The organism is Pseudomonas sp. PP3 (assembly GCF_905336995.1).
Classification (GTDB): Bacteria; Pseudomonadota; Gammaproteobacteria; order Pseudomonadales; family Pseudomonadaceae; genus Aquipseudomonas; species Aquipseudomonas reinekei.
Map to the genome: position 1 here is coordinate 2983790 of NZ_HG995459.1, position 26003 is coordinate 3009792.

21 protein-coding genes are annotated in these 26003 nt (G+C 59.3%); 17 read left to right on the plus strand and 4 right to left on the minus strand.

Annotation, left to right across the window (positions count from 1 at the left end):
* Positions 1 to 6: 6 nt before the first annotated feature.
* The 8 genes from KHO07_RS13590 to KHO07_RS13625 all read left to right on the plus strand — a co-directional run bounded on the left by KHO07_RS13590 (position 7) and on the right by KHO07_RS13625 (position 10271).
* Positions 7 to 1614, plus strand: coding sequence for a 5-guanidino-2-oxopentanoate decarboxylase (locus KHO07_RS13590; RefSeq protein ID WP_212627500.1), 1608 nt, complete (start codon positions 7 to 9; stop codon positions 1612 to 1614).
* Between the two features lie 24 nt (positions 1615 to 1638).
* Complete coding sequence (locus KHO07_RS13595; RefSeq protein WP_150733041.1) at positions 1639 to 2829, plus strand: pyridoxal phosphate-dependent aminotransferase; 1191 nt, start codon at positions 1639 to 1641, stop codon at positions 2827 to 2829.
* Complete coding sequence (locus tag KHO07_RS13600) at positions 2822 to 4237, plus strand: aldehyde dehydrogenase family protein (protein WP_212627501.1); 1416 nt, start codon at positions 2822 to 2824, stop codon at positions 4235 to 4237. Before KHO07_RS13595 ends, KHO07_RS13600 begins: the two co-directional genes overlap by 8 nt.
* A gap of 97 nt (positions 4238 to 4334) precedes the next feature.
* Positions 4335 to 5936 (plus strand): ABC transporter substrate-binding protein, encoded by a 1602-nt coding sequence (locus KHO07_RS13605; RefSeq protein WP_150733039.1) that lies wholly within the window; start codon positions 4335 to 4337, stop codon positions 5934 to 5936.
* Between the two features lie 166 nt (positions 5937 to 6102).
* Complete coding sequence (locus KHO07_RS13610) at positions 6103 to 7062, plus strand: ABC transporter permease (protein WP_212627502.1); 960 nt, start codon at positions 6103 to 6105, stop codon at positions 7060 to 7062.
* Positions 7063 to 7065: 3 nt separating this feature from the next.
* A complete protein-coding gene (locus KHO07_RS13615; protein WP_150733037.1) occupies positions 7066 to 7893 on the plus strand; it encodes an ABC transporter permease in 828 nt (275 codons plus the stop codon).
* 2 nt (positions 7894 to 7895) lie between these two features.
* Positions 7896 to 9539 carry an ABC transporter ATP-binding protein gene (locus KHO07_RS13620; protein ID WP_150733036.1) on the plus strand — a complete coding sequence of 548 codons (1644 nt, stop codon included), beginning with the start codon at positions 7896 to 7898 and terminating at the stop codon, positions 9537 to 9539.
* 9 nt (positions 9540 to 9548) lie between these two features.
* The gene (locus tag KHO07_RS13625) at positions 9549 to 10271 is read left to right on the plus strand and encodes an NAD(P)H-dependent oxidoreductase (RefSeq protein WP_212627503.1); all 723 of its coding nucleotides are present in this window, start codon (positions 9549 to 9551) and stop codon (positions 10269 to 10271) included.
* A gap of 71 nt (positions 10272 to 10342) precedes the next feature.
* On the opposite strand, the gene KHO07_RS13630 is transcribed toward KHO07_RS13625, so the two are convergent.
* Positions 10343 to 11455: an RHS repeat-associated core domain-containing protein gene (locus KHO07_RS13630; protein ID WP_212627504.1), complete on the minus strand. Its 1113-nt coding sequence runs from the start codon at positions 11453 to 11455 to the stop codon at positions 10343 to 10345.
* Positions 11456 to 11900: 445 nt separating this feature from the next.
* Here KHO07_RS13630 and KHO07_RS13635 point away from each other — a divergent pair, with 445 nt between their 5' ends.
* Positions 11901 to 12356 (plus strand): YMGG-like glycine zipper-containing protein, encoded by a 456-nt coding sequence (locus KHO07_RS13635; protein WP_212627505.1) that lies wholly within the window; start codon positions 11901 to 11903, stop codon positions 12354 to 12356.
* A 113-nt stretch (positions 12357 to 12469) separates the two neighbouring features.
* Here the strand turns inward: KHO07_RS13635 and KHO07_RS13640 are convergent, their stop codons facing one another.
* The 3 genes from KHO07_RS13640 to KHO07_RS13650 are packed head-to-tail and all read right to left on the minus strand — an operon-like array spanning position 12470 to position 16158.
* Positions 12470 to 13501 carry a DUF2955 domain-containing protein gene (locus KHO07_RS13640; protein WP_212627506.1) on the minus strand — a complete coding sequence of 344 codons (1032 nt, stop codon included), beginning with the start codon at positions 13499 to 13501 and terminating at the stop codon, positions 12470 to 12472.
* Entirely contained in the window at positions 13491 to 14630 is a 1140-nt protein-coding gene (locus KHO07_RS13645; protein ID WP_212627507.1) for an HlyD family secretion protein, read from the minus strand. Before KHO07_RS13645 ends, KHO07_RS13640 begins: the two co-directional genes overlap by 11 nt.
* Positions 14623 to 16158, minus strand: a complete 1536-nt coding sequence (locus tag KHO07_RS13650) for a TolC family protein (protein WP_212627508.1) — start codon at positions 16156 to 16158, stop codon at positions 14623 to 14625. The genes KHO07_RS13645 and KHO07_RS13650 overlap by 8 nt, the downstream gene beginning before the upstream one ends.
* Before the next feature lie 238 nt (positions 16159 to 16396).
* On the opposite strand from KHO07_RS13650, the gene KHO07_RS29390 reads away from it, so the two are divergent.
* The 8 genes from KHO07_RS29390 to KHO07_RS13690 all read left to right on the plus strand — a co-directional run bounded on the left by KHO07_RS29390 (position 16397) and on the right by KHO07_RS13690 (position 25719).
* Positions 16397 to 18400, plus strand: a complete 2004-nt coding sequence (locus KHO07_RS29390; RefSeq protein WP_212627509.1) for an aminotransferase class I/II-fold pyridoxal phosphate-dependent enzyme — start codon at positions 16397 to 16399, stop codon at positions 18398 to 18400.
* Positions 18401 to 18427: 27 nt separating this feature from the next.
* Complete coding sequence (locus tag KHO07_RS13660; RefSeq protein WP_212627510.1) at positions 18428 to 19210, plus strand: transporter substrate-binding domain-containing protein; 783 nt, start codon at positions 18428 to 18430, stop codon at positions 19208 to 19210.
* A gap of 110 nt (positions 19211 to 19320) precedes the next feature.
* Positions 19321 to 20034: an ABC transporter permease subunit gene (locus tag KHO07_RS13665; protein ID WP_212627511.1), complete on the plus strand. Its 714-nt coding sequence runs from the start codon at positions 19321 to 19323 to the stop codon at positions 20032 to 20034.
* Between the two features lie 18 nt (positions 20035 to 20052).
* Positions 20053 to 20751, plus strand: a complete 699-nt coding sequence (locus KHO07_RS13670) for an ABC transporter permease subunit (protein WP_150733027.1) — start codon at positions 20053 to 20055, stop codon at positions 20749 to 20751.
* Positions 20751 to 21749: a DMT family transporter gene (locus tag KHO07_RS13675; protein ID WP_212627512.1), complete on the plus strand. Its 999-nt coding sequence runs from the start codon at positions 20751 to 20753 to the stop codon at positions 21747 to 21749. Before KHO07_RS13670 ends, KHO07_RS13675 begins: the two co-directional genes overlap by 1 nt.
* Before the next feature lie 90 nt (positions 21750 to 21839).
* Positions 21840 to 22856, plus strand: a complete 1017-nt coding sequence (locus KHO07_RS13680) for a succinylglutamate desuccinylase/aspartoacylase family protein (protein ID WP_212627513.1) — start codon at positions 21840 to 21842, stop codon at positions 22854 to 22856.
* 122 nt (positions 22857 to 22978) lie between these two features.
* Positions 22979 to 23491 (plus strand): cupin domain-containing protein, encoded by a 513-nt coding sequence (locus tag KHO07_RS13685; protein WP_244858291.1) that lies wholly within the window; start codon positions 22979 to 22981, stop codon positions 23489 to 23491.
* Positions 23492 to 24027: 536 nt separating this feature from the next.
* Complete coding sequence (locus tag KHO07_RS13690; protein WP_212627514.1) at positions 24028 to 25719, plus strand: hypothetical protein; 1692 nt, start codon at positions 24028 to 24030, stop codon at positions 25717 to 25719.
* Positions 25720 to 26003: the final 284 nt, after the last annotated feature.

The following is a 26003-nucleotide window of genomic DNA, read 5'->3' on the forward strand; positions in this document are numbered from 1 at the left end:
CTGAACATGCAAAGCAAAACCTTGACCGGTGGCCAGGCGCTGGTGCGCCTGCTGGCCAATTACGGCGTCGATACCGTGTTCGGCATTCCCGGCGTGCACACGCTGGAGCTGTATCGCGGCTTGCCCGGCAGCGGCATTCGCCACGTGCTGACTCGGCATGAACAAGGCGCCAGTTTCATGGCCGACGGTTACGCGCGGGTCAGCGGCAAACCCGGCGTATGTTTCGTCATCACCGGCCCCGGCGTGACCAACGCCGCCACGGGAATCGGGCAGGCTTACGCCGACTCTATTCCCATGCTGGTGATTTCCAGCGTCAACCACAGCGCCAGCCTCGGCAAGGGCTGGGGCAGCCTGCATGAGTGTCAGGATCAGCGGGCGATGACTGCGCCGATCACGGCGTTCTCCGCCGTGGCACTGACCGCGCAAGACCTGCCGGAACTGATCGCCCGCGCCTATGCGGTGTTCGACGGCGAGCGTCCGCGTCCGGTGCACATTTCGGTGCCGCTGGATGTGTTGTCGGCGCCGATTGCTCATGACTGGAGCAACGACGTGGTGCGTCGTCCGGGGCGTGGTCCGGCATCCGCCACGGCGCTCGATGAAGCCGTGGCCAAACTCAACAGCGCCAAACGCCCGATGATCATCGCCGGTGGCGGCGCCTTGAAGGCCGCCTCGCAGCTGCAGTACATCAGCACTCGACTCGCGGCGCCGCTGTTTACCAGTGTCGCCGGCAAAGGCCTGCTGCCACCGGATGCGCCGTTGAACGCCGGATCGTCGCTGTGCGTAGAACCCGGCTGGAACCTGATCGCCGAAGCCGACGTGGTGCTGGCGGTCGGCACCGAAATGGCCGACACCGATTTCTGGCGTGAGCGCTTGCCGCTCAACGCTGAACTGCTGCGAGTGGACATCGATCCGCGCAAGTTCAACGACTTCTACCCGTGCACCGTGGCCTTGCATGGCGACGCGCATCAAACCCTCAGCGGCTTGCTCGAGCGCCTGCCATCCAGCGTACGTGACGCCAGCGCGGCGATTGCCTCGGTTGCGGCATTGCGTGAAGCGGTCAAGGCCAGCCATGGCCCGTTGCAACGGATCCATCAGTCAATTATCGAGCGCATTGCTGCGGAGTTGCCGGAAAACGCGTTTATCAGCACCGACATGACCCAACTCGCCTACACCGGCAACTACGCCTTCGACAGCCTGGCCATCCGCAGCTGGCTGCACCCGACCGGCTACGGCACGTTGGGCTACGGCTTGCCCGCCGGCATCGGCGCCAAGTTCGGCGCGCCGCAACGTCCGGGCCTGGTGCTGGTGGGCGACGGCGGTTTCCTTTACACCGCCCAGGAACTGGCCACCGCCGTGGAAGAACTCGACAGTCCGTTGGTCGTTTTGCTGTGGAACAACGACGCACTGGGGCAGATCCGCGACGACATGCTCGGCCTCGATATCGAGCCGATCGGCGTGCTGCCGCGCAACCCGGATTTCGCCGCCCTTGCGCGCGCGTTCGGTTGCACCGTGACTCAGCCGCAAAGCCTGGCGGAGTTGCAAACCGACTTGCGCCACGGCTTCAAGCGCAACGGCGTGACGCTGATCGAACTCAAGCATGCCTGCGCCCATTGATCTGTATTTAAGGGGGATGAAGCCATGCGCTTTTCCGATCTGACTCAACGTATCGCCGGGGACGGCGCCGCCGCCTGGGATATTCACTACCGAGCCCTGGCACTGCGCGAGCAGGGTGAAGACATCCTGTTGCTGTCCGTGGGCGACCCGGATTTCGACACACCGCAACCCATCGTGCAGGCCGCTATCGACAGCCTGCTAAACGGCAACACGCACTATGCCGAAGTACGCGGCAAGCGTGCCCTGCGTGAAGCCATCGCCAGGCGTCATCGGCAACGCAGCGGGCAAGCCGTCTCGGCGGATCAGGTCACGGTGCTGGCCGGCGCGCAGTGTGCGCTGTTCGCCGTTGCCCAATGCGTTCTGAACCCGGGCGATGAAGTGATCGTCGCCGAACCGATGTATGTCACTTACGAAGCGGTGTTTGGTGCCTGCGGTGCCGTGGTCGTGCCGGTGCCGGTGCGTTCGGAAAACGGTTTTCGCGTATTGCCCGAAGACGTCGCCGCGCGGATCACGCCTCGTACCCGGGCGCTGGCCTTGAACAGCCCGCACAACCCGTCAGGCGCAAGCCTGCCGCGCAGCACCTGGCAGGCGCTGGCCGAACTGTGCATCGCCCACGATCTGTGGCTGATTTCCGATGAGGTCTACAGCGAACTGCTGTTTGAAGGCGAGCACGTCAGCCCGGCGAGTTTGCCGGGAATGGCCGAGCGCACGGCGACCCTCAACAGCCTGTCGAAGTCCCACGCCATGACCGGGTGGCGCGTCGGCTGGGTGGTGGCGCCGCCGTCACTGGCCGCGCACCTGGAAAACCTTGCGCTGTGCATGCTCTACGGTTCGCCGGATTTCATTCAGGACGCCGCGGTGATCGCGCTGGAAAGCAACCTGCCGGAACTGCAAGCCATGCGCGAAGCCTATCGCCAGCGTCGCGATCTGGTGTGCGACAGCCTCGCCGAATGCCCGGGCGTGCGCGCCTTGAAGCCCGATGGCGGAATGTTCGTGATGGTGGATATCCGCGAAACCGGGCTCAGCGCCCAAGCGTTTGCCGACCGCTTGCTCGATCGCCATGGCGTCTCTGTACTGGCCGGCGAAGCTTTCGGCCCGAGCGCTGCGGGGCATATTCGTCTGGGGCTGGTGGTCGGCGCCGAACCGTTGCGTGATGCCTGCCAGCGCATTGCCCGATGTGCCCAGGAATTGATGGAGGCCGAGGTTCATGCTTAACCACAAGAGATTGTTTATTGATGGCCGCTGGCAAACGCCGTCGGGGCAGGGGATCGCCGAGGTGATCAACCCGGCCACCGAAGAAGTGGCCGGCAGCGTGCCGCTGGGCGATGAGCGAGACGTCGACAACGCAGTAGCCGCCGCGCGCAAAGCCTTCGATTCATGGTCGCGTACACCGTCCAGCGTTCGCGCCGGGTACCTCCGTGCACTGGCTGAACAACTGCGCAGCCGTGCCGATGAAATGGCCGCGGTCATCACCACTGAACTGGGCATGCCGGTGCAATGGTGCCGCTCGGTACAGGTCGACGGGCCGATCATTGGCCTTGAGCAATACGTCGAACTGGCCCGCCTGATGGACGAAGTGCGAGAAGTCGGCAACTCGCTGGTGATGCGTGAAGCGGTGGGCGTCTGCGCCTTTATCAATCCGTGGAATTACCCGCTGCATCAGTTGATCGGCAAACTCGCCCCGGCACTGGCTGCCGGTTGCACGGTGGTGGTCAAGCCGAGCCAGGAAACGCCGCTGCATGCGTTTTTGCTGGCACAGATGATCGAAGCCATCGGCCTGCCGGCCGGGGTATTCAACCTGGTCAGCGGGCCGGGTTCGAAAGTCGGCGAAGCGTTGGCCAAACACCCGGACGTCGACATGGTGTCGTTCACCGGGTCTACCGGCGCCGGTGTTCGCGTGGCGCAAGCGGCAGCGCCATCAGTGAAACGCGTGTGTCTGGAACTGGGCGGCAAGTCGCCGCTGTTGATCGCCGAAGACGCTGATCTGGCTGCTGCGGTGCGCTATGGCGTGCAGGACGTGATGATCAACTCCGGTCAAACCTGCACCGCGTTGACCCGCATGCTGCTGCCGGCCAGTCGCTACGCAGAAGCGCTGGAATTGGCGCTGGCCGAAACCCTGAGCCTGAAAATGGGCGATCCGCTCGACCCAGATAGTTTTCTCGGGCCGATGTGTTCGGCGGGGCAACGCCGCACCGTGCTCGATTACATCAAGGTTGGGCAACAGGAAGGCGCGCGCCTGCTGTGCGGTGGGGATCCAGCACCGGCGTTCGAACGCGGTTATTACGTCAGCCCGACGCTGTTCGCCGATGTCGACAACCGCCTGCGCATCGCCCAGGAAGAAATCTTCGGCCCGGTGCTGTGCCTGATTCCCTACAACGATGAAGCCCACGCGATCCAGATCGCCAATGACTCGCTGTTTGGCCTGTCCAGCGGTGTCTGGGCCGGGAGTGCCGAGCGCGCCCTGCATCTGGGGCGGCAACTGCGGGCTGGCCAGTGCTTCCTCAATGGCGCGGCGTTCAATTATCAGGCGCCGTTCGGCGGCTACAAACAATCGGGTAATGGTCGGGAGTGGGGGGAAGAAGGGCTGAACGAATTCGTCGAAGTGAAGGCGATCCAGGTGTGACTGTTGGCGATTCAAACGTTGTACGCACCGGGCCATGGCCCGGTGTCTGGCGTGGCTTTGAATGGGTATTTCATTAGCGTTTATCAGGGGCAATGCAATGAGCGATAACAAAAACAAGATTACTCAAGCGAACCATGAATTCAGCTTCCCGCGTCGCGACTTCTTGAAGTACAGCGCCGCTGCCGCAGCCGTGGCCGGGGCGTTTTCGATGGGGCTGCCGTTTGGCGCCATGGCGGCGCAGTCGTCGCCGAAACCCGGTGGCGTATTGCGTCTGGGCCTGGCAGGTGGCAGCACCACCGATTCGAAAGACCCCGGCTCCTGGGTCGATACCTTCACCTTCGTCGGGTTCTCGGCGATCTATAACACCCTCACCGAAATTGCCGTCGACGGCACGGCGATCCCGGAACTGGCGGAAAGCTGGACCTCGACCCCGGACGCACGGGTCTGGACTTTCAAATTGCGCCAGGGCGTGACCTTCCACAACGGTAAGACCCTGACCGCCGACGATGTGGTCGCCTCAATCCAGCATCACCTTGGGGAAAAATCCAGTTCGGCGGCGAAAACCGTGTTGGGCGATGTGGACAAGGTCAGTGCCAATGGCAGCGACAGCGTGGTGTTCGAACTGAAATCCGGCAACGCTGATTTCACCTACGTGGTTGCCGATTACCATCTGGTGATCATGCCGAGCAAGGACGGCGTGCCGGACTGGCAAGCCGGTGTCGGCACGGGTGGTTACCGTCTCAAGGAATTCGAACCGGGTGTGCGCATGACCCTGGAACGCAGTCCGGATTACTGGAAGGCAGGGCGTGCGCACTTCGCCGGTGCCGAGCTGATCGCGATTGGCGATGGCGCCGCGCGCATCAACGCGCTGGTCACCGGGCAAGTGGACGTGATCAACAAGGTCGACCTGAAAACCGTGGCGTTGCTCAAGCGCAACCCGAACCTGGTGATCGAAGAAACCAAGGGCGCGCAGCACTACACCTTCCCGATGCTTACCGACAGCCAGGTGTTCCAGAACAACGACGTGCGCATGGCGATGAAGCACGCAATCAACCGTGAAACCTTGCTTGCATCAGTGCTGTACGGCTACGGGCTGGTGGGTAACGACCACCCGATCCAGCCAGGTAGCCGCTTCATCAACACCGCGCTGGAGCAGCGTACTTATGATCCGGACAAGTCGCGTTTCTATCTGAAGAAGGCCGGCCTGGATTCGCTCAAGGTTCGCCTGCAAGCCTCTGACGCGGCGTATACCGGCGCGGTCGACGCCTCGGTGTTGTTCAAGGAACAGGCCCGTGCCGCCGGGATCGACATCGATGTCGTGCGCGAACCGGCGGATGGTTTCTTTTCCAACGTGTGGATGAAGCAGCCGTTCACCACGTCGTTCTGGTACAGCAGCCTGACCGCCGACCGCATGTTCAGCATCGGTTATGCCAAAGGCGCGGCGTGGAACGAAACCCATTGGGACAACCCGCGTTTCAACCAATTGCTCAACGCCGCCCGTGGCGAGATGAACGAACCGCTGCGCCGCGAGATGTACAACGAAATGCAGAGCCTGTGCCGCGACGAGGGCGGGGCGATCGTGCCGTTGTTTGCCAGTTCGGTGGCGGCGCGCTCCAACAAGGTGGCCCACGGCGGGCAGACAGCGCCGTATGGCGAGCTGGATGGGTTGCGGGTGATTGAGCGGTGGTGGCAGGCGTAAACCGGGATCTATCAAACAGTGAAGATCGCTGTGGGAGCGGGCTTGCCCGCGATGGCGCCGTGACAGTCGACATAGATATTGGATGACAAACCGGTATCGCTGGCAAGCCAGCTCCCACAGTGGAATTTGCAATCTTCACCCGCGTGCCCATTCAAGGAACCGCACGATGAGAAGTATTTTCAAGCTATTAGGGCAGCGCCTGGCATTAGGCCTGTTATCGCTGTTCGCCGTTTCAATCATCATCTTCCTCGCCGTCGGCCTGCTCCCGGGCGATATCGCCCAGGCGATGCTTGGCCAGTCCGCCACGCCGGAAACCGTGGCGGCCTACCGCGCGCAACTGGGCCTGGACTTGCCGCCGCTGACGCGTTTCGGCCACTGGATCTGGCAATTGCTGCACGGCGATCTGGGGGTGTCGCTGGCCAACCAGCGGCCCATTGCCGACCTGGTCGGCTCGCGTTTGGGCAACACTTTCAGCCTCGCGTTGCTGGCGGCATTGGTTTCAGTGCCACTGGCGTTGCTGCTGGGGATGCTCGCTGCGCTGTACCGCAATAGTTGGTTCGACCGTTTGCTCAACACCTCGGCATTGAGCGCGGTGTCGTTTCCCGAGTTCTTTGTCGCCTACCTCCTGATTCTGGTGTTCGCAGTGAAGCTCAGCTGGTTCCCGAGCATTTCCAACCTGTCGCCGGACGCGTCCCTCGGCACCGTGCTGGAACGCTCGGTACTGCCGGTGGCAACCCTCAGCCTGGTGGTCATCGCGCAGATGATGCGCATGACCCGCGCCTCGCTGATCAACCTGCTGGCCAGTCCCTACATCGAAATGGCCCGGCTCAAAGGCATCAGCCAGTCGCGGATCATCTTCCGCCATGCGCTGCCCAATGCGCTGGCGCCGATCGTCAACGTCGTGGCGCTGAACCTCGCATACCTGGTGGTCGGCGTGGTGGTGGTCGAGGTGGTGTTTGTCTATCCGGGTCTCGGCCAGTTGCTGGTGGACTCGGTGGCCAAGCGCGACATTCCGGTGGTGCAGGCTTGCAGCCTGATCTTCGCCGCGACCTACATCCTGCTCAACACCAGCGCCGATGTGCTGTCGATTGCCAGCAATCCACGCCTGATGCATCCGAAGGGGTAAACCATGAGCTTGCTTAAACCATTGTGGCGGGCGCCGCTGAGCGCCAAGTTCGGGTTATTGGTCATCCTGCTGTACATCCTCGTGGCCCTGTTCGCGCCGGTACTGGCGCCGTTCGGCGAAACCCAGGTGGTGGGCGAGGGCTTCGCACCGTGGGGCGGGCAGTTCCTGTTGGGCACCGATAACCTGGGGCGCGACATGTTCAGCCGCCTGGTCTATGGCGCGCGCAACACCCTGGGCATCGCGTTCCTGACCACGGCGCTGGCATTCTTGCTCGGGGGTTCCTGTGGCCTGATCGCGGCGATCAAGGGCGGCTGGGTCGATCAGGGTTTGTCGCGGGTGGTGGACATTCTGATGGCGATTCCCCAGCTGATCTTCGCCTTGCTGATCCTCAGCGTGGTCGGCACCACCGCGACTTCGCTGGTGCTGGTGATCGCGCTGCTGGACGCGACACGGGTGTTTCGCCTGTCTCGGGCCGTGGCGATGAACGTGGTGGTGCAGGACTTCGTCGAAGCCGCTCGCCTGCGCGGTGAAGGCCTGTACTGGCTGGTGACCCGCGAAGTGCTGCCGAACGCGGCGGCGCCGTTGATTGCCGAGTTCGGGCTGCGGTTCTGCTTTGTGTTCCTGTTCATCAGTGCGCTGTCGTTCCTCGGCCTGGGCATCCAGCCGCCAACCGCCGACTGGGGCAGCATGGTGCGAGACAACGCCGTACTGATCACCTTCGGCGACATCAGCCCGTTGCTGCCCGCCCTGGCCGTGGCGTTGATCACGGTCAGCGTCAACTTCGTCGTCGACTGGATGCTGCACAAATCCAGTGGCCTCAAGGAGTGCTGAACATGACGACAACCAAACCTTTGCTGGAAATCCGCGACCTGCACATCGAAGGCCACTACGAAGACGCCTGGCACCCGCTGATCAAGGGCATCGACCTGACCCTGCAGCGCGGCGAAGTGCTGGGGCTGATCGGTGAGTCCGGCGCGGGCAAGTCGACCCTCGGGTTGTCAGCCATGGGCTACACCCGCGATGGCTGCCGGATCACCGGCGGCTCGGTGCATTTTGACGGCATCGACTTGCTCAAGGCCAAACCCGAAGCCCTGCGCAAGTTGCGCGGTTTGCGCATTGCCTATGTGGCACAGAGCGCAGCGGCCTCGTTCAACCCGGCTCATCGGCTGATCGATCAGCACGTCGAAACGGCGGTGAAGAACGGTGGCATGAGCCGTGATCAAGCCATGGCCGAAGCTGTCGAACTGTATCGCGTACTGCGTTTGCCGAATCCCGAAACCATCGGCCAGCGCTATCCGCATCAAGTGTCTGGTGGTCAGTTGCAGCGCGTGATGACCGCCATGGCCATGGCCTGTCACCCGGACCTGATCATCTTCGACGAGCCGACCACTGCGCTGGATGTCACCACGCAGATCGAAGTGCTGGCGGCGATTCGCGATGCGGTGGCCACCTACGGCAGTGCCGCGATCTACATCAGCCACGACCTGGCAGTCGTCGCGCAAATGGCCGACCGCATCATGGTGCTGCGCCACGGCAAACTGGTGGAAGAGGCCGAAACCCGCAAGATGCTCGGTGACCCGCAGGAGGACTACACCAAGTCATTGTGGGCGGTGCGCAGTTTCCGCACCGAGCCCAAGGCATTGCCACAGCAGGAGCAACCGCTGCTGGAATTGCGCAAGAGTTGCGCCAGTTACGGCCACCAACCGGTGCTGCATGATGTTTCGCTGAAGCTTTATCGCGGGCAGACCCTGGCGGTGATCGGCGAATCCGGCAGTGGCAAGAGCTCCACGGCGCGCTTGATCACGGGTTTGTTGCCACCCACCTATGGCGAGGTGCTGTACGACGGCCAACCGTTGCCGGCGGACTTTCGCCAGCGCAGCAAGGAGCAACTGCGGCGCATCCAGATGATCTACCAGATCCCGGACACGGCGTTGAACCCGCGTCAGCGCATCGTCGACATCATCGGTCGGCCACTGACCTTTTACCTGGGCCTCAAAGGCAAGGCCATGCGCGCGCGGGTCGCCGAGTTGCTGGAGATGATCGAGCTGGACCCGGCGACCTTCATGGAGCGTCAGCCCCGGGAGTTGTCCGGCGGGCAGAAACAACGAATCTGCATCGCCCGGGCGCTGGCGGCCGACCCACAATTGATCATCTGCGACGAAGTGACCTCGGCCCTCGATCAACTGGTGGCCGAAGGCGTGCTCAAACTGCTCAACCGCATTCAGCAACAGCTGGGCGTCGCTTACCTGTTCATCACCCATGACGTCGCCACCGTGCGGGCGATTGCCGATGAGGTGCTGGTGATGCAGCGGGGCAGGGTGGTCGACCACGGCTCACGCAGCGAAATCTTTACACCACCGCATCAGGATTACACCGGGCTGTTGTTCTCCTCGGAACCACAAATGGACCCGGACTGGCTCGACCGCTTGCTGGCGAGCCGTGCCACGCATTCAAACCCTACGCTGGAAAAAGTCTAAGGAATCACCATGAAAGTATTGATCGTCCACGCTCATCCGGAGCCGAAATCCTTCACCGCTGCACTGCGCGATCAGGCGGTCGCCTCCCTTGAAGCCCAGGGCCATGAAGTGCAGGTCAGCGACCTGTACAAAATGAACTGGAACCCGGTGGCCAGCGACGCGGACTTCTCGAATCGGGAAAACCCGGAATACCTGGTCTACGCCCTCGAACAACGTCTGGGCGTAAAGAGCCAATCCCTGGCGGCGGATATCCAGGCAGAGCTGGACAAACTGCTGTGGGCCGACCTGCTGATCCTCAACTTCCCGATCTTCTGGTTCTCCGCCCCGGCCATGCTCAAGGGCTGGATAGACCGGGTTTTGGTGTCGGGGATTTGCTATGGCGGCAAGCGTTTCTACGATCAGGGCGGGCTGGCCGGCAAAAAAGCGTTGGTGACCGTGACCTTGGGCGGCCGCGAGCACATGTTCGGTGAGGACGCCATTCATGGACCGCTGGAAGACATGCTGCGCCCGATCCTGCGTGGGACATTGGCGTACGTCGGTTTCGACGTGCTGGAACCGTTCGTGGCCTGGCATGTGCCGTACATCAGTGAAGAGGCGCGTCAGCAGTTTTTGATTGATTACGACCAGCGCCTGCAACATCTGAGTGATGACCAGCCGCTGGTGTTTCCGAAGTTGGCGCAGTTTGATGACAAGCTCTATCCGCTTGCCGATAACGTTGCTGTACGCGATTGAAATTTTAGTTATTCCCGCGCTTTATGCGCGGGAACAACCAAATATGCGTTGATCTTGCTGTCATTTGTGACCTATTGGCGTTTGAAATACTTGCTGGATAATCTGTTTATTTCGGATCTGATTTGCACAGTCTTTTCTGGAATGATTGAGTTTATTCGCTGTATGTAATTCTGAAGTTGAATGTCGTCCGGGAAGCGTTTGCTGGAATTAAATTCCAACCATTTCAAGGTATTGTCAAAAGTCCTTGAGTGCTCTGGAAAGTTGCCAAGCTTTTCAAAAGTGGAGTGATATTCACTTAGCTCTATTTCGGCTGATTTTTTGATTACTGCTGCATAAGGTTTTTGATGGGCGCGCTCTATATCACTATTGCTCTGAATATTTTTGCTGCCAGGAAAAAGTTTATTATAAGCAATTTGCTGAAGGTTTGTCCTCATGTCCTTGGCAGGCGCGCCTGCTGACAATATATCCATCCTGTCCTGCTTGAATGTTTCGAATTGTGCCTTGGCTACAGTTTCTTTTATTTTGTTTTCGAGGCTTTGTATTTTTTCGAATACTTTGTCACTTTTATTTTTGCTTACGCCCCATTTGGAAGTGTGGGTGTTGTTATAAGTAGTCGATTTCAAACCTAAATGCTTAGCGAGTCGACCAAAAGTAAAGTGGCCTGTAGGGTCTGTGTAGTTAATTGGATCTCCCGTGCAGTACGCATACGCGTTCAACCCACCCTTGCCAAACGGACTCAAACTGTCCGGGCTGTTAAACCGCATCAACACGGGATTAAAAGCCCGGTAATTGCCCAATAAATAGTGCCCGGTCACAGGGTCTGGCCGATCGCCATTGAAGCCCAGCAGACTGAGCAACCCATTCACGACGGAACGATATCCGTAAGGGGAGTAGGCGATAGGCTGCGTTTGGGTGTTTTTCTTGAGTGTATGCAGCGCCGAGCGTTGCAGGTCAGTAGCCAGTAATGTTGTGTCGTGTACATCTTGTAGGTGCTGTTGCTGAGCCAGTAGCAAGTCGTCGTGCTGCACGATGCAGTACCCGATTGCACCCTGAATTTCGGTGGTTAGCCGGTTTTTGCAATAAAAGCGATGACGAGTGGGGGTACTCGACAGGGTATGGCAGGTGATTTGATCCAGCGGGTCATAGTGATAGCGGATCAGCCAGGCTTGTTTGGATTGGGACATTTGGCACCCCGGGCTTTCAAGGACTGGAGGATCTGAGTATCAAGGGTTTGAAAAGGATCGGGTACTAGCAGAACTGATAGGGTGAAAGGAATCTCAGGGTGACCTGTCGCTGCTGTTTCCGAGGCTGCCGCAGTTCGATGACAAACATTGGCTGCTGCTCCAATAACACCACCCAACCTGTAGGAACTCGCTTGCCAGCAGCGAATGGGCCGGCACATTCGACATCAATGTTGCCTGGCCTGATGCCATCGCGAGCAAGCTCGCACACATGGGCTCGAGTGCCTACTCAAAATTGGGACCCAGCAGCAACAACACCAGCACCGTCACCTGGTCGACGTGGAGGCGGTTCCGGTGCAATAAGTTGAAAATTGTCTGGTCATGGAGGTTGGCGAGGAGGACTGATCTACACTCTCTGAGGGCCAGTCGCGCCCATCCGGAGGACATCATGAACAGATTGTCGCCCATCGGCCTGTGCGTCGCATTGTCGTTTTTCAGTGTCCCGGGATGGGCACAAACGGTGGTGCCGATGAAAGGCCAGAGTTCGCAACAGACCCAGACAGACATCACCGAGTGCAATAACATTGCGGCGAGCCAAACGGCCTCGACCTCGTCGACACCGTCCGGCGGTCGAATCAAGGGCGCCGCGGCAGGCGCTGCTGCCGGCGCGACCGCCGCGCAGGTGCGCGGGCGTCAGCACGACGAGTTTTATGATCGCGTCGATGACGACAACAAACAGGATTACCGGCAGGACCGCGCCAAGCAGACCGCTGCGGCCGGTGCCGTGGTCGGTGGTTCGCGCCAGCGTCAGGAGCGTCGTGCGCAAGATAAGACCAACACGGCGAACACGGCGACGGCCTACACCAGTTGCCTGCAAGGCAAAGGCTACCAGGTCAATCCATAAACGAGCCGTCACCCCTGTGGCGAGGGCGCTTGCTCCCGCCAGGTCGCGAAGCGGCCTCTTCGTTAAAAGGCCTGATGCGCAGTCCAGCGGGAGCAAGCTCCCTCGCCACAGGGTTATTCGGTGATAGCAGTGGATCGTGCCGATTGCCGCTGCTCGAGCAGATGCACCATCAGGCAGGCATACAACGTGACGGCGATGAACAGGCCCATGCGCACCGCAAATGCGGTGTAGACGTCTTTGCCCGCCAGGCTGTCCTGAACCGACTGGCCCAACAGGATGATCAGCGTGATCAGGGTATTGAGCCAGAACCCCGGACTCAACCGGCCCGGACTCAAACCATACAGCTTGCGCGCCAGGATCAGGGCGAACAGCAGCATCCACAGGAAGAACATCCATAGGTGCACAAACAACGTCAGTGCACTCCAGAACAGGATCGCGAGCAGCCCGCCCAGCAACGTCGAGCCAATCAACTCGCGTGCGGCATCGCGCGCATGGGTGGTGGAACTTTGCTGGCCCAGGCTGACCGCCTTCAGCACGATGGGCATGTAGCTCGCGGGATCTATCAGTGCCAGCAAAAACGTCGGCATCACGATCAGGGTTGCCCGCAACGCCACACGGTCGACATCTTGCGCCGATAATGCCGGGGCGGGTGGGGGAGTCGGTGCATTGTCCGGCTCCGGGAACAGCCAGTGACTCAACCTGCCGATCATCACCGCCAGGAGCAACCCGCTGGTCAACGCCTTGATCACCGTTGCCGCCAGACCAAAGTCCACCACGCCCGCCGCAGGAATCATGGTCAGGCCGATCACCAGAAAGGTGACCACCAGGTTGTTGCCGCCACGTTGGCCATATCGAAAGACCATCAACAGACAGAGGCCGATCAACAGCACGCCGCTGAAGGCGTAGTAACGCAGGACCGGAATCAGCAGCAGGCCGATGCCAGTGGTCAGCATCGCGGTCAGTGCCAGCACCAGGGTGGCCTTGAACGGCAACGGACGATTGATGCTGACCAGCAACAACGCCCCCAGCACCGGCGCCAGAAAGGGGATTGGCATGCCCATGCCGAAACTCGCCCCCAGACACAACGCCGTGCCACTGGCCAGGCGCAGCGCGCGCTGAACCCTTGGCGAGCGCTTAGTAGGCATACGACAGCCAGCTCATCAGCCACAGAAACACCCGGCCCAGGGGATTGAGGACATTGCCCTCGGACGGAAAGGCCATGACTTCGGCCTGGCCACCGGAGCGGATGGCGCGGTTGTCCTTGAGCACGGTCAAGGATTCTGGCGAGAACTCGATGATCACAGGAAAGCGTTGCGCCGGGCGCAACCAGTCGCGGCTGTTCTGCACTGTCGGCAGGCTGCCGGGGGCGGCGGGTTGGCCCACGCTGACGCCGTAGCCAACGCTGCGCACACGCCCCTGGAAGACTTCGCCAGGCAACGCGTCGAGGGCAATGGACACCGGGGTTTCAGGTTTGACCAGGGCGAGGTTGTTCTCGGTCATGTCGGCGCTGATCCACACATCGTGGATCGCAATCAGGGTCATGACCGGATTACCGGCCGCCGCGAATTGACCGACATCGGTGCGCAGGTCGGTGATCAACCCGGCCGAGCGAGCGCGGATCTGCGTGTTCGACAAGTCCAGTTCGGCTTTCGACAACGCGGTCGCGGCGCTGCGCAACAGGGCGTTGTCTTCCGCGCTGCCACCTTCGGTTTCTCGGGCGCGTTGCACCTCGGCGCGGGCCGCGGCAACCTGACTGACCGCCGCCTCCCGGTTGGCGCGCGAGACTTCCAGCAGGCGCACGGAGATGGTTCCCGGGTCCTCGCGGTACAACCCTTCAAGCCGCTGATTGTCCTGACGCGCCTTGAGCTCGTTGGCTTGTGCCGCGCGCAAGTTGGCCTGCGCCGAAGCAATGCCGGCGGTACTGGCGCCGATCTGCCGGCGGGTGGATTCCAGGTCCGCTCGAGCCCGGTCGACGGCAATCTGATACGGCTGCGGGTCGATCTCGAAAATCACTTCCCCGGCCTTGACGTCCTGATTGTTGCGCACATTGACGCGGATCACTCTACCTGCGACTTCCGCCGCCACCGGGATCACGAACGCACCCACCCGCGCCTGTTGCGTATACGGCGTGAAGCGGTCAGCCAGCAGGTACCACGCGAGGCTGATGACGATCAGCAGCAGTACCCACTTGATGCCTTTTCTGGTCGGGTCGGCAGCCGCTTCAGCGGGCGGCGGGGAGGGCGCGTCGGGAGTTACGGGCGCGGCTTCACTCATGGTCTTTCACCTGATCGGGCAAAGGGTAGGCGGGCGGGGCGGCGGGTTCAGTCAGCAGATTGCCCCAGTCCGTGCGTTGTTCCATCTGCTTGCGCGTCGTGGAGTCGACTTTGGCTTGGGCGCTGTACCAACCGCCACCAAGGGCCTTGTACAGGGCAATCACGTTGCTCACGGCATCGCCGCGACTGAGCAGGTAACTGTCCTGGAGTTCGAGCAGCGCGCGTTGTGCATCGAGCACGCGCTGAAAATCCGAATAGCCTTCGCGGTACAGCGCGTTGGCCAGCTCCAATGAGCGTTTGGCAGCACCTTCGGCCTCGCGCAGGATGCGTTCGCGCTGCAATGAGCGCGTCAGGCCATTGGCCGCGTCATCCGCTTCGCGTGCGGCCTGGCGTACTTTGTCGCGGTAGGCTTCGATCAGCTGCTGCAACCGCGCGTCCTGCACGCGCACGTTGTTGCTGATGCGCCCGTAGTCGAATACGTTCCAGCGCAGGCTGGGGCCACCCACCAGATCGAGACTGCGGGACGTGCCGCTCAGGGTGTCGGTGGACCAGACAATGCTGCCCAGCAACGTCAACGACGGGTAAAAGTCGGTTTCGGCCACTCCAATCAGCGCCGATTGTGCGGCGACATTCAGTTCGGCAGCCCGCACATCAGGCCGGCGCAACAGCAGATTGGCCGGGACATCCTGCAACACGGCGCGGTCCACCAGCGGAATCAGTCCGGTGTTTTCGGCCATCAGCGGGAGCGCCCCCGGCGGACGACCGATCAACACACCCAGCGCATTGCGGATACGACCGATCTGATCCTCAAGCCCGGGGATGGTGCTCAAAGTCCCAAGGTATTGGGTCTTGGCTTGTTGCAGGTCGAGTTCGGCAGTCTGGCCGCTGTTGAACAGTTTTTCCGTAATCTCGTAATTGCGCTGTTGCTGACGGGCGTTCTCCCGGGCCACGCGCAGCCGCGCTTCGGTGGTGCGCAGGGAAAAATAGGTGTCGGCAACCTGGGCCCGCAGCAATACCAGCGCATCTTCATAATTGGCTTCGGCCGCGAAATAACTGGCATCGGATGACTCGATCGCGCGGCTGAAACGCCCCCAGAAATCCAGCTCCCAACCCACATCGAACCCGCCGCTGTGCCGCCAGAAATGGCTGTCGACCGGGTTATTGCCACCGTATTGCCGCCGGTTGACATACAGGCTGTCAGCGCTGACCTGCTGCAGTTGCGGGTAGAGGTTGCTTTGGGCGATGCCCAATTGCGCGCGGGCCTCCATGACGCGCAACCCGGCAATTTTAAGGCTGGAGTTGTGGGCATCCGATTCGGCGATCAACTGGTTCAGCGCCGGGTCGGCAAACACTTGCCACCACTGGCGGATGTCCGGGTTCACCGCGCGTTGGCTGGCTTGATCGAGGGCCGGGGTGTTCCAGTGGTCGACCCACGCTTCACCCGGCGGTTGAAAGTCCGGCCCCAACCGCACGCAACCGCCGAGGACAAGCACGGCAGACAGCAGCAGCTGGCGGGTACCTGTATGCATCACGCGTCTTCCAACCAATAAACATCACAGCAGCATAGACGCAAGAATGGCGTCCGCCCGGTTTCAACGCCGCGCTGCGCAAAAACGCCACCACTGTCGTAAAAACGACCTGTTTACGCTGAACGCGAACCGTCGTGAGTTTTCTGTTGAACGAGTGTTCAGCCTGGTCTATGTTCGTTCCACCTTCTTTCCCGGCTGGTTGCGGGCTTGCGTTTCTTCTATTGGACGAGGCACTGGCATGCGGTTTTCACCCTTTGTTGAGCGGATCTCAGGACAAGGCGTTGCTGCCTGGGATATTCACAATGCGGCGTTCGAAGCCCGCCGCAATGGTGAGGATTTGATCATTCTCAGTGTCGGCGATCCGGATTTCCCGACGCCTGATTTCATCACCGACGCTGCCATCCAGGCGCTGCGAGAAGGGGACACCCACTACACTGAAATCGCCGGCCGCCAGGCGTTGCGCGACGCCATCGCTGCGCGCTACGGCAAATTGTTTGAGCGTGAGGTGCAGGCTGCAAACGTGATTACCGTGGCCGGCGCGCAGAACGCCTTGTTCGTCGCCTCGATGTGCCTGCTCAGTGCGGGTGACGAGGTGATCGCGCTCGATCCTATGTACGTGACCTACGAAGCGACGCTGAAAGGCTCGGGCGCCACGTTGGTGCGGGTGCCGTGTTCGGCGATGGATGATTTCCGCCTCGACGCGGCCGTGCTGGCCAAAGCCATTACCCCGCGAACCCGAGCGATTTTCCTGTCCAATCCCAACAACCCCACGGGCGTCGTGCTTAACCGAGAAGAGCTGCAAGCCATCGCAGACCTGGCAATCGCTCATGACCTGTGGGTGGTCGTCGATGAAGTCTATGAGAGCCTGGCTTTCGAGCGCGAGCACCTTAGCCTGGCGGCGTTGCCCGGTATGGCCCAGCGCTGTGTGGTCATCGGCAGCCTGTCGAAATCCCACGCCATGACCGGTTGGCGCATCGGCTGGATCGTTGCCGCACCGGCCCTGATCGCACATGCCGAAACCCTGGTGCTGAGCATGCTCTACGGCTTGCCGGGATTCGTCATGGAAGCCGCACTCAAGGCTGTCGAAGCCCACGATGAAGTGACCCACGGCATGCGCGAGATCTATCGCCGTCGCCGTGATCGGGTGATAACCGGGTTGTCCGATTGCCCGGGCATATCAGTGCTGGCACCTGATGCCGGGATGTTCGTGCTGGTGGACGTGCGCGGCACTGGCCTGACTTCGCTGGAGTTTGCCTGGCGGCTGTTGCGTGAAGCTAAGGTATCGGTGCTGGACGCGGCCGCGTTCGGTGAACCGGCGCAAGGTTTTGTGCGCCTGTCCTTCACCTTGGGGGAAGAGCGACTGGCCGAGGCCTGTCAGCGCATTCGTGATTTCGTCCTGGTATTGAAAGGCGAAGCGCCGCGACCGGTGATCACCAGCGTCGCCACCGAGGCAGCGGTCGAGCCGGTTGCCGCGCGGACCATGATCGAAGTCGATCGCCTGCATAAACGCTTCGGCAATATCGAGGTGCTCAAGGGCGTATCGCTGACCGCTCGCGAAGGCGAAGTGATCTCGCTGATCGGCGCCAGTGGCTCGGGCAAAAGTACCTTGCTGCGTTGCATCAACATGCTCGAAGTACCGGATCAGGGGCGCATCCTGGTGGACGGCGAAAGCATTCACCTCAACCACACCCGCCCCGGCGCCCCGCTGGTGTCCGACGCCAGGCAACTGGTGCGCATCCGTTCCAGCCTGGGCATGGTGTTCCAGAACTTCAACCTCTGGCCCCATCGCACGGTGCTGGAAAACCTCATCGAAGCGCCGACCCAGGTCCTTCGCGAAAGCAAAGCGGAGGCCACCGAACGGGCCGAAGCCTTGCTCGAACGCGTGGGCCTGGCAGCCAAGCGCAACGAGTACCCGGCGTTTCTCTCCGGGGGACAGCAACAACGGGTGGCCATCGCCCGGGCCCTGGCCATGCGGCCCAAGGTCATGCTGTTCGATGAACCCACCTCGGCACTGGACCCGGAACTGGTCGGGGAAGTGCTGCGGGTGATCCGCTCCCTCGCCGAAGAAGGCCGGACCATGATCCTGGTGACCCACGAAATGGCCTTCGCACGCGATGTCTCTTCCAAAGTCGCCTTCTTGCATCAAGGGCTGATCGAGGAAACCGGTTCGCCGGACGAAGTGTTCGTACACCCACGCAGCGAGCGTTGCCGGCAGTTCGTCAACGCTCATCAAACTCGCTAACGCCACATAAAAAGACGGGAAAACACCATGGGAAATCGACGTTTTGCACACTGGTTGACCGGCGCCGCCTGCGTACTGCTGGCCGGCATGAGCGCGGCACAGGCACAGCCCATTCGCTTCGCGGTCGCGGCCGAACCCTATCCGCCGTACACCGAGAAACAAGCCAACGGTGAGTGGAAGGGCTTTGAAGTCGACCTGATTCACAAGCTGTGCAGCGAAATGAAAGCCGAGTGCGAGATCAAGGAGGTGGCGTGGGACGGGATCATTCCGTCGTTGCTGGCGAAGAAGATCGACGTGATTTTCTCGTCAATGTCAGTGACTGAAGAGCGGGAAAAACAGATCGCGTTCAGCAAGGCTTATTACGACTCGGTGGTCGCGGTGGTGGGGCCTAAAGACGCCTCCGTCAAGAAGTATCCGGATGACCTCAAGGGCAGGACCATCGGCGTGCAGAACTCGACGGTGAGTGCGAGTTACCTGAAGACCTACTACGAAAAAATTGCTGACGTTAAGTACTACGATACCCAGGACTCGGTCAATGCTGACCTGATTGCCGGCCGTATCGACTTGATGATGGCCGACGGCACAGCCATGGCCGCTTTCGTCAAAACCCCGGATGCCAAAGACCTGGCCTATCTCGGCGCGGTGCCATACGACCCGATTTTCGGCAAAGGCGTGGGCGCCGGCATGCGCAAGGACGACACCGAACTCAAGGCCAGACTCGACAAGGCAATCCAGGAACTGCTGGCGAGCAAGGACTATGACAACCTCTCCCAGAGCTACTTCGGAACCAGCGTAAAACCGACGTTCTGACCGTAGGAACCGGCTTGCTGGCGATCGCCACAACGCGGTGTGCCTGACACACCGCCATCGCTGGCAAGCCAGTTCCTGCAAGGGATCGCGTTTGCCAACCGGAGATTCGAATGCCAGCCATGTTTGATTTGATCAATTTCAGCGAGCAAGGATGGGGCGGGGCGCTGCTCAAGGGGCTCTGGATGACCCTGCAGATTTCGGCCGGTGCCTTCGTGCTCGGGCTGGCGATCGGCTTGGTGGTGGCCTGCCTCAAGCTGGGAGCGCCCAAACCCATTGCCGCACTGGCTCGCGGTTACACCACGTTGTTCCGTGCGGTGCCGGAGTTGTTGCTGATCCTGCTGCTGTATTACGTCGGTTCCATGCTGCTCAATTCGCTGATGACTTCGCTCGGTTACGACGTGGTCAATGTCAGCGGTCCGCTGGCAGCGATCGTGGTGCTGGGCCTGGTGCAGGGCGCCTACGCCTCGGAAATTTTCCGCGCGGCAATCCAGGCGATTCCCTATGGCCAGATCGAAGCGGCCAAGGCTTTCGGGTTGCACGGTTTCGGCCTGTTCCGTCGTGTCACGCTGCCGATCATGGCGCCCTACGCGATGGCGGGGATGGCCAACCTGTGGATCAACCTGATCAAGGACAGCGCGCTGATCAGCGTGGTCGGCACCAATGAATTGCTGTACACCGCCAAACAAGCGGCGGGTTCGACGCGTCACTATCTGTTGTTCTACCTCACGGCCGCGGCGTTGTATTACGCGGTGACGCTGGTGTCCAACTACCTGTCGGGACGGCTTGAGCGACGCATTCGTCGCTGGATGCCCCTTGCTGACTAAACCGGCTGAGTAAATGAAATGATTCCAGCGTGGACCATTGAATACGCATCGCTGTTGATCAGGGGGCTGCAAACCACCATCGCCATCCTGCTGATTTCCAGTGTCTTCGGTTTTGTCCTGGCCGTACTGGTGGCGTTGGCACGGATCTCGAAAAACAAGCTCATCGCCAAGGTCAGCCTGTTCTATACCAGCGTGACCCGCGGAACGCCGTTGCTGATTCAGATTTACATTTTCTACTACGGCCTCGGCAGCCTGTTTGCGCAGTTCCCGCTGATTCGCGGCAGTTTCCTCTGGCCGTACCTGCGTGATGGTTATTGGTACATCGTGTTTGCCCTGGTGGTGTCAGTGGGTGCCTATGTCGGCGAAGTGATTCGCGGCGGCCTGTTGGCGGTACCCAAAGGCGAGATGGAAGCCGCCTCCGCGTTTGGCATGACCGCTCGCCAGTCACTGTTGCGCGTGCGGTTGCCCCGGGCACTGCGTTTACTGTTGCCGACCCTGGCCGGGGAAACCGTGATGTTGCTCAAGTCCACGGCGTTGGCCTCGACCATCGCGGTGATCGACTTGCTGGGCGCGGCCAACGTCGTTCGCGCGCAAACCCTGCAAGTGTACGAGCCGTTGCTGTTGGTGGCCGGGGTCTACGTCTGCCTGACGTTCCTCATCGAAGCCTTGTTTGCCTTTGTAGAACGCCGGGGCACGCCGGTACGCAGGTCTGCATGATGAATAAACCGTTGGTTGACCGCTCGCTACAGGGCATTGGCCTGTGCACACTGGGCTACGCATTCCTGTCGTTGCAGGACGCCGGAATCAAGTGGCTGGTGGCCGACTATTCGGTGGTCACCATTTTGTTCTGGCGTGCGCTGGTGGTGGCGATTGCGTGTTTGTTGATAGGGCGCTTGTCACTGGTGCGCCGAGCGTGGCGTTCGTCCAGCCGACGCTTGCTGGTGGTGCGCGGGTTGCTGTCGATTGCCGCGTGGTTGCTGTACTACACGGCGGCACGTGATCTCACGCTCGCAGAGATGACCACGCTGTATTTTTCGGCGCCGATCATGGTCACGGTGCTGGCGACGGCGATTCTCAAGGAGCGCGTCACCGGTTGGCAGTGGTTCACCCTGATCATCGGTTTTGTCGGCGTGGTGATTGCTTGCCGCCCGAACAACCTGGCCAATCCGGTGCCGATTGTCCTGACGTTGCTGGCGGCGATGTGCTGGGCGTTCACTTATATCCAGCTGCGCCAGGTGGATGACCAGACCTCGGTGCTGGAGCAGATGCTGATCACCAATGTGGTGTTCGTCATCTGCATGGCGCTGGCTTTGCCCTGGACCCATACGCCGGCGCCGACGCCGGCATGGCTGGGCATGCTGGGGGCAGGGCTGTTGGGTGGCATCGGCCAGTTCCTGTTGTTCGCCAGTTTCCAGCGCGCCACTGCGACGGTGCTGGCGCCGTTTGAGTACACCGGACTGATCTGGGCATTCCTGCTGTCGAGCATGATCTGGGGCACGCTGATGGATGTGTCGCTGATGATCGGCGCCGGTTTGATCGCGGTCAGTGGCACCCTGGCGATGATTTTCGGCCGGCATCCCGCACAGGACGTCGTCGGTGCTGAATGCTCCGTGTCGCAGCCGCTTTATCCAGCAGCGGCAGATGTGGAGCCCGATGGCCAGACTGAAGGGGTTGACGCACCACTCGATCCAGAGTCCGTCGAGCATCGCCGATAGACCGATTGCTGCCAGGCGCGTGTCGGGGCGCGAAACCTTCCTCCACATCGGCGCTTCGGTTAATGACGTTCACGTAGGAAGGACAATGGCATGGCGCAGGATATTTCGTTCAACATTCGCAACAACAATGGCGATACGGTGCAAGTGGGCGCCTGGCGTTTCCAAGGCGCCTGCGACGGGCCGAAGGTGCATCTACAGGCCGGAGTGCATGCCGATGAAATTGCCGGGATGCTGGTCCTGCATTTATTGATGCAGCAGCTTGCGGTAGCGGAGGCCGAGGGCCGACTCAACGGCAGCGTGACCGTGGTGCCACAGGCCAACCCGTTGGGCATCGGTCAGTTTCGCCAAGGACGGATTCTGGGACGCTTTCACGATGCCACCGGTCATAACTTCAATCGAGGCTTTGACCAGTCTGCAGCGATGGAGCAACCGTCCACCAATGTCCATGAATGGCAGAAGAAACTGGTGCAACTGGCCGCACCGGCAGATGTCATGCTCGACCTGCACACCGATGACGAAGCACTTCCTTATATTTATGTACACCGAAGCTTCTGGCCCCAAGGCCATGAACTGGCGGCGGCAATGAAGATGGAACTGGCGATCATCTGGGACGAAGGTGGCGATGGCTCCTTTGAGGAAACCATCATTGCGCCGTGGTTGCGCGAAGGCACCACACAGGGCCGACTGGCCGCGACCCTGGAATTGCGAGGGCAGGGCGACGTTAGCGACCGGTACGCCACGCAAGATGCACAAGGCCTGTACGCCTGGCTCTGCGGTTTCGGCGTTATCGACGGCGCAACCACACGGCCCGAGTGGCCCGTCGAGGTCAAGGACATGGCGCAAATGGAGACCATCCTCGCGCCACAACCAGGTGTGCTGATCTTTGAAAAAGAGCTGGGTGACATCGTGGAACGAGGCCAGCGGTTCGCACGGATCCTGCGCCGCCCGGGGGATCCGACCTCAGAAGTGGTGCTGGTGGCCGAACAAACCGGGCGCATGGTCACCCGTTATCGCGATCGATTGATCTCGCAGGGCGTGGTGGTGGCGAAGTTCACCGGCAACCAGGTGTCACGTAATTGGAGCGGAGGGTTGCTGGACCCGAACTGACTGGTTTGAAAGTTGAGGTCCAATTCCCGATAACTACGCTAAATGCCTGTTTAGTCGAGTTAATCGCCAAACGTCGGCTAACATCTATTAAATGCAGCAAAATCCTGACAAAGGAAAAGTACGTGAGCAGGACGATACCAGACGCTACCAAGCAATTAATCGCCGCACTCGATCTGGTTCGACATCAGGAAGGCGGCTATTACCGCCGAACGTTTCAGTCCGACGCTCAATCCATGCTGAGCACTACGGGCGGCCCGCGATACCGCATGACGTCTATCTATTACTTGCTGACCCAGGATTCACCCATAGGTCATTTCCACCTGAACAAGTCAGACATCGTGCATTACTACCATTTGGGTGATGCAATCGAATACACGCTGATTTTTCCAGACGGCAGATTGAAAACGATGGTGATGGGCAGCGACGTAATCGCTGGGCAAAGTTTGCAGTTACACGTACCGGGCGGTATCTGGAAAGCATCACGGCTGATGGCGGGTTCTTCGGGATTCGGCTTGATCAGTGAAGCAGTTTCGCCAGGGTTTGATTTTGCGGATATGGAAATGGGGAGCCGACGAAAACTGAGCGAGCAGTTCCCAGAGCATTTGGGATTGATTGAAAGTCTGACAGACCGATGAAGTTTCAGGGGGACGATTGGAGCCTTGAAATCTGCGTGCAACGAGCCTGATGCTGTAATACTTTGTTACGCATAATGTATATTATGTTAAACGATGTGTTTGGGCGGAACTTCCTATGCTGTCACCAGCCCCCGAAAACCAGATGTGGGTGTTACCAGTTAATCGGAAACCACCGCTGGTTTCGCGGAAAGCCTTTCAGGTCGCGCAGTTGCGCTGCTTACCTAAGCATATTTCTGAGGATTCTCATCTCCAGCGTGCAACGAATAAACGGAACCCAGTTTTACCTAACCCACTGATTTTCCTGATCTTCGAAACAAACCGATGATGTGCTAAAGAAAAATGCAAACCTGCCTCGTCACCTCAGCATGCTTTGATAATTAATCGGAAGAACGAAAAGTCAGCCTCGTTCAACTTGCACAGCTAGTTGATTTTCATCTTAAAATCCGACGAGTTTGTAGCTGCGATACATGCGCACCTTCGCGTCTTGCCGAGACTTAATCGGAAGAAAGTTTGGCCTCGATCAAGAACTCGACGTTATGATTGCCGCACCTCGCGACATTACGTACATTCCAGTGAATGATCATTTCCACTGGTGGGCTCAGATGGACGTTTCATTTCACCCTTTGCTGACGAACCTGGGGCTACCATCGGCAGTTGGCTCTGAGAGTTCCGCAACCGAGAGCTGGTTGATACAGGACTATCTAAGATCGCTTCCCTCAACGCTGCATGCTCAAGAAGGCTATAAGCTCCTGTTGGATTATTATCAGGAAACCAAGTCAAAGCGCGTTGATACGAGGGCAGAACTATACGTAATTGAACGACTGCTTCTGTGGTGTTTTTCTGTAAAGCAGATCTCTCTTCGCATCCTTACCGTTGTAGATGTTGCAGAATTCATTGATTTTTTAATAGCACCACCTGGAGATTGGCTAGGTACAAGGGGAGCCAAGCGGTTTGTAGCCGAACGAGGTGTGTCGAGGTCAAATCCAATGTGGCGTCCATGTTCCACTTCAGTAGTGGATTATGAGCGTGTGCGTTTTACTTTGAATAAATTTCTGAGGTTTGGCTCCGGAGTCGTCGGTCTTGTCATGCGCCCTCCTCCAGCTAAAAAAAACACAGTCAGACAGTGCTGCTGTCAAAATGCAGAAAAAATCGCTTTGGAGTACATTAAGAGACTTGAGCAATATCGGCCAGGTAGGGCTGCTAGTGAACGGGGTCTGTTTTTATTTGCAACTTCGTTTTATCTGCGCATTAGTCACGGTGAGTTGGCAAAATATTGCGATGAATTTGGTATGAGGTGTTTTTTACTGACTGCTGCTGGAGGTGGCTCGTTTAAACTTGCCACAAGCACCGGAATGTTAGAGCGGGAATTACCTATCAGTTATATGAAATTCTTCTTTCGTTGGAGGCAGTATCTAGGGCTTTCTAAGTATCCACAGTCCACAGAGCCGCATGCAATGTTTACGCGTAGGGCTCTAGTGAATTTCACTTGTGAACTACCGGATCTAAGCCCTGATAGCTATCCACCGACTCAGATACTCAAATCGTTATTCTCGATTTGCGTGGTCTGCAAGAGAAAAACTAAAGCTGAGCAAATAGTTAAAATAGAAGCATCCGCGCGCTTCAGGAAGCGAGTTAGTGACAAGCAGCAGACTCATCGAGCATTTCAAGAAATATTTTTAGTCGCCAAGGAAAATCTCCCCAGCTTCCCGGTGACACCAGCCCCTCTTTTCAGCATGTCCTCTCGGAGCTTTACGCCTCTGAGTACTTTAATTAGGGTCAATATACTGGTTGAACTCAATAAGGCTTTGGATGTTGACGTCTGTAGGGATGCCGTATCTTTTTTTGATGTATTGGCGGGGCTAGACTCCAGCCGATTAAAGCTCATGGCTTTCGAGAAGCTGACGCTTTGGGCTCTGTTGATTCTGAAAAAAAATGCGGCTGATCTCTCGGAACATGAGGTGGAGCAGTTTTACGTATTCTGTCTAAACCCTCCATCTGAATGGGTGGTGCAAGGACGCGCGCTTAGGGATAACGGCTTATATGGGGGTCCGAAATTCAGGATCAATCAGACCTGGCGTCCGTTTTATCGAGGAGTCCCCGACAAAGCTACTCAAGTAGCACGCGTGGGGCGGATAATAGGATGGTGCAATTCTTGCTTTGTCACTCTTGTGCGAGCGGGGTACATGCGCAACAACCCATTCTCAAACTTTCACAAATACATAAACTAAAGCGGCAATCACGATCTCTTAAGCTTTGAACGACGGAGCACGGCGCTGCGATGTTCGAATTAATGTGAAGCGGAAAAGTCGTTAGCAGCATCGTTATTCAGTAAATAATCGAGCCGTGCTGCCCTGCTCTTGTCGGCAAACAAGGACAGATCAAATTACAATATAATTGTAAGGCGACCTAGCCCGACAGAGTCTTTGCGTGGCTTTGGCGACAAGCAGTATCCAGGTTGACTGGACTATGCACGGGCTCGAACAGCGAACCGCTGTAAATGTGGCTTGGCGGC

Excerpts from the sequence above, each read along its gene's own strand:
- KHO07_RS13590 (WP_212627500.1), top strand. The coding sequence starts at position 7 with ATGCAAAGCAAAACCTTGACCGGTGGCCAGGCGCTGGTGCGCCTGCTG.
- KHO07_RS13595 (WP_150733041.1), top strand. The coding sequence starts at position 1,639 with ATGCGCTTTTCCGATCTGACTCAACGTATCGCCGGGGACGGCGCCGCC.
- KHO07_RS13600 (WP_212627501.1), top strand. The coding sequence starts at position 2,822 with ATGCTTAACCACAAGAGATTGTTTATTGATGGCCGCTGGCAAACGCCG.
- KHO07_RS13605 (WP_150733039.1), top strand. The coding sequence starts at position 4,335 with ATGAGCGATAACAAAAACAAGATTACTCAAGCGAACCATGAATTCAGC.
- KHO07_RS13610 (WP_212627502.1), top strand. The coding sequence starts at position 6,103 with ATGAGAAGTATTTTCAAGCTATTAGGGCAGCGCCTGGCATTAGGCCTG.
- KHO07_RS13615 (WP_150733037.1), top strand. The coding sequence starts at position 7,066 with ATGAGCTTGCTTAAACCATTGTGGCGGGCGCCGCTGAGCGCCAAGTTC.
- KHO07_RS13620 (WP_150733036.1), top strand. The coding sequence starts at position 7,896 with ATGACGACAACCAAACCTTTGCTGGAAATCCGCGACCTGCACATCGAA.
- KHO07_RS13625 (WP_212627503.1), top strand. The coding sequence starts at position 9,549 with ATGAAAGTATTGATCGTCCACGCTCATCCGGAGCCGAAATCCTTCACC.
- KHO07_RS13630 (WP_212627504.1), bottom strand. The coding sequence starts at position 11,455 with ATGTCCCAATCCAAACAAGCCTGGCTGATCCGCTATCACTATGACCCG.
- KHO07_RS13635 (WP_212627505.1), top strand. The coding sequence starts at position 11,901 with ATGAACAGATTGTCGCCCATCGGCCTGTGCGTCGCATTGTCGTTTTTC.
- KHO07_RS13640 (WP_212627506.1), bottom strand. The coding sequence starts at position 13,501 with ATGCCTACTAAGCGCTCGCCAAGGGTTCAGCGCGCGCTGCGCCTGGCC.
- KHO07_RS13645 (WP_212627507.1), bottom strand. The coding sequence starts at position 14,630 with ATGAGTGAAGCCGCGCCCGTAACTCCCGACGCGCCCTCCCCGCCGCCC.
- KHO07_RS13650 (WP_212627508.1), bottom strand. The coding sequence starts at position 16,158 with ATGCATACAGGTACCCGCCAGCTGCTGCTGTCTGCCGTGCTTGTCCTC.
- KHO07_RS29390 (WP_212627509.1), top strand. The coding sequence starts at position 16,397 with ATGCGGTTTTCACCCTTTGTTGAGCGGATCTCAGGACAAGGCGTTGCT.
- KHO07_RS13660 (WP_212627510.1), top strand. The coding sequence starts at position 18,428 with ATGGGAAATCGACGTTTTGCACACTGGTTGACCGGCGCCGCCTGCGTA.
- KHO07_RS13665 (WP_212627511.1), top strand. The coding sequence starts at position 19,321 with ATGCCAGCCATGTTTGATTTGATCAATTTCAGCGAGCAAGGATGGGGC.
- KHO07_RS13670 (WP_150733027.1), top strand. The coding sequence starts at position 20,053 with ATGATTCCAGCGTGGACCATTGAATACGCATCGCTGTTGATCAGGGGG.
- KHO07_RS13675 (WP_212627512.1), top strand. The coding sequence starts at position 20,751 with ATGAATAAACCGTTGGTTGACCGCTCGCTACAGGGCATTGGCCTGTGC.
- KHO07_RS13680 (WP_212627513.1), top strand. The coding sequence starts at position 21,840 with ATGGCGCAGGATATTTCGTTCAACATTCGCAACAACAATGGCGATACG.
- KHO07_RS13690 (WP_212627514.1), top strand. The coding sequence starts at position 24,028 with ATGATTGCCGCACCTCGCGACATTACGTACATTCCAGTGAATGATCAT.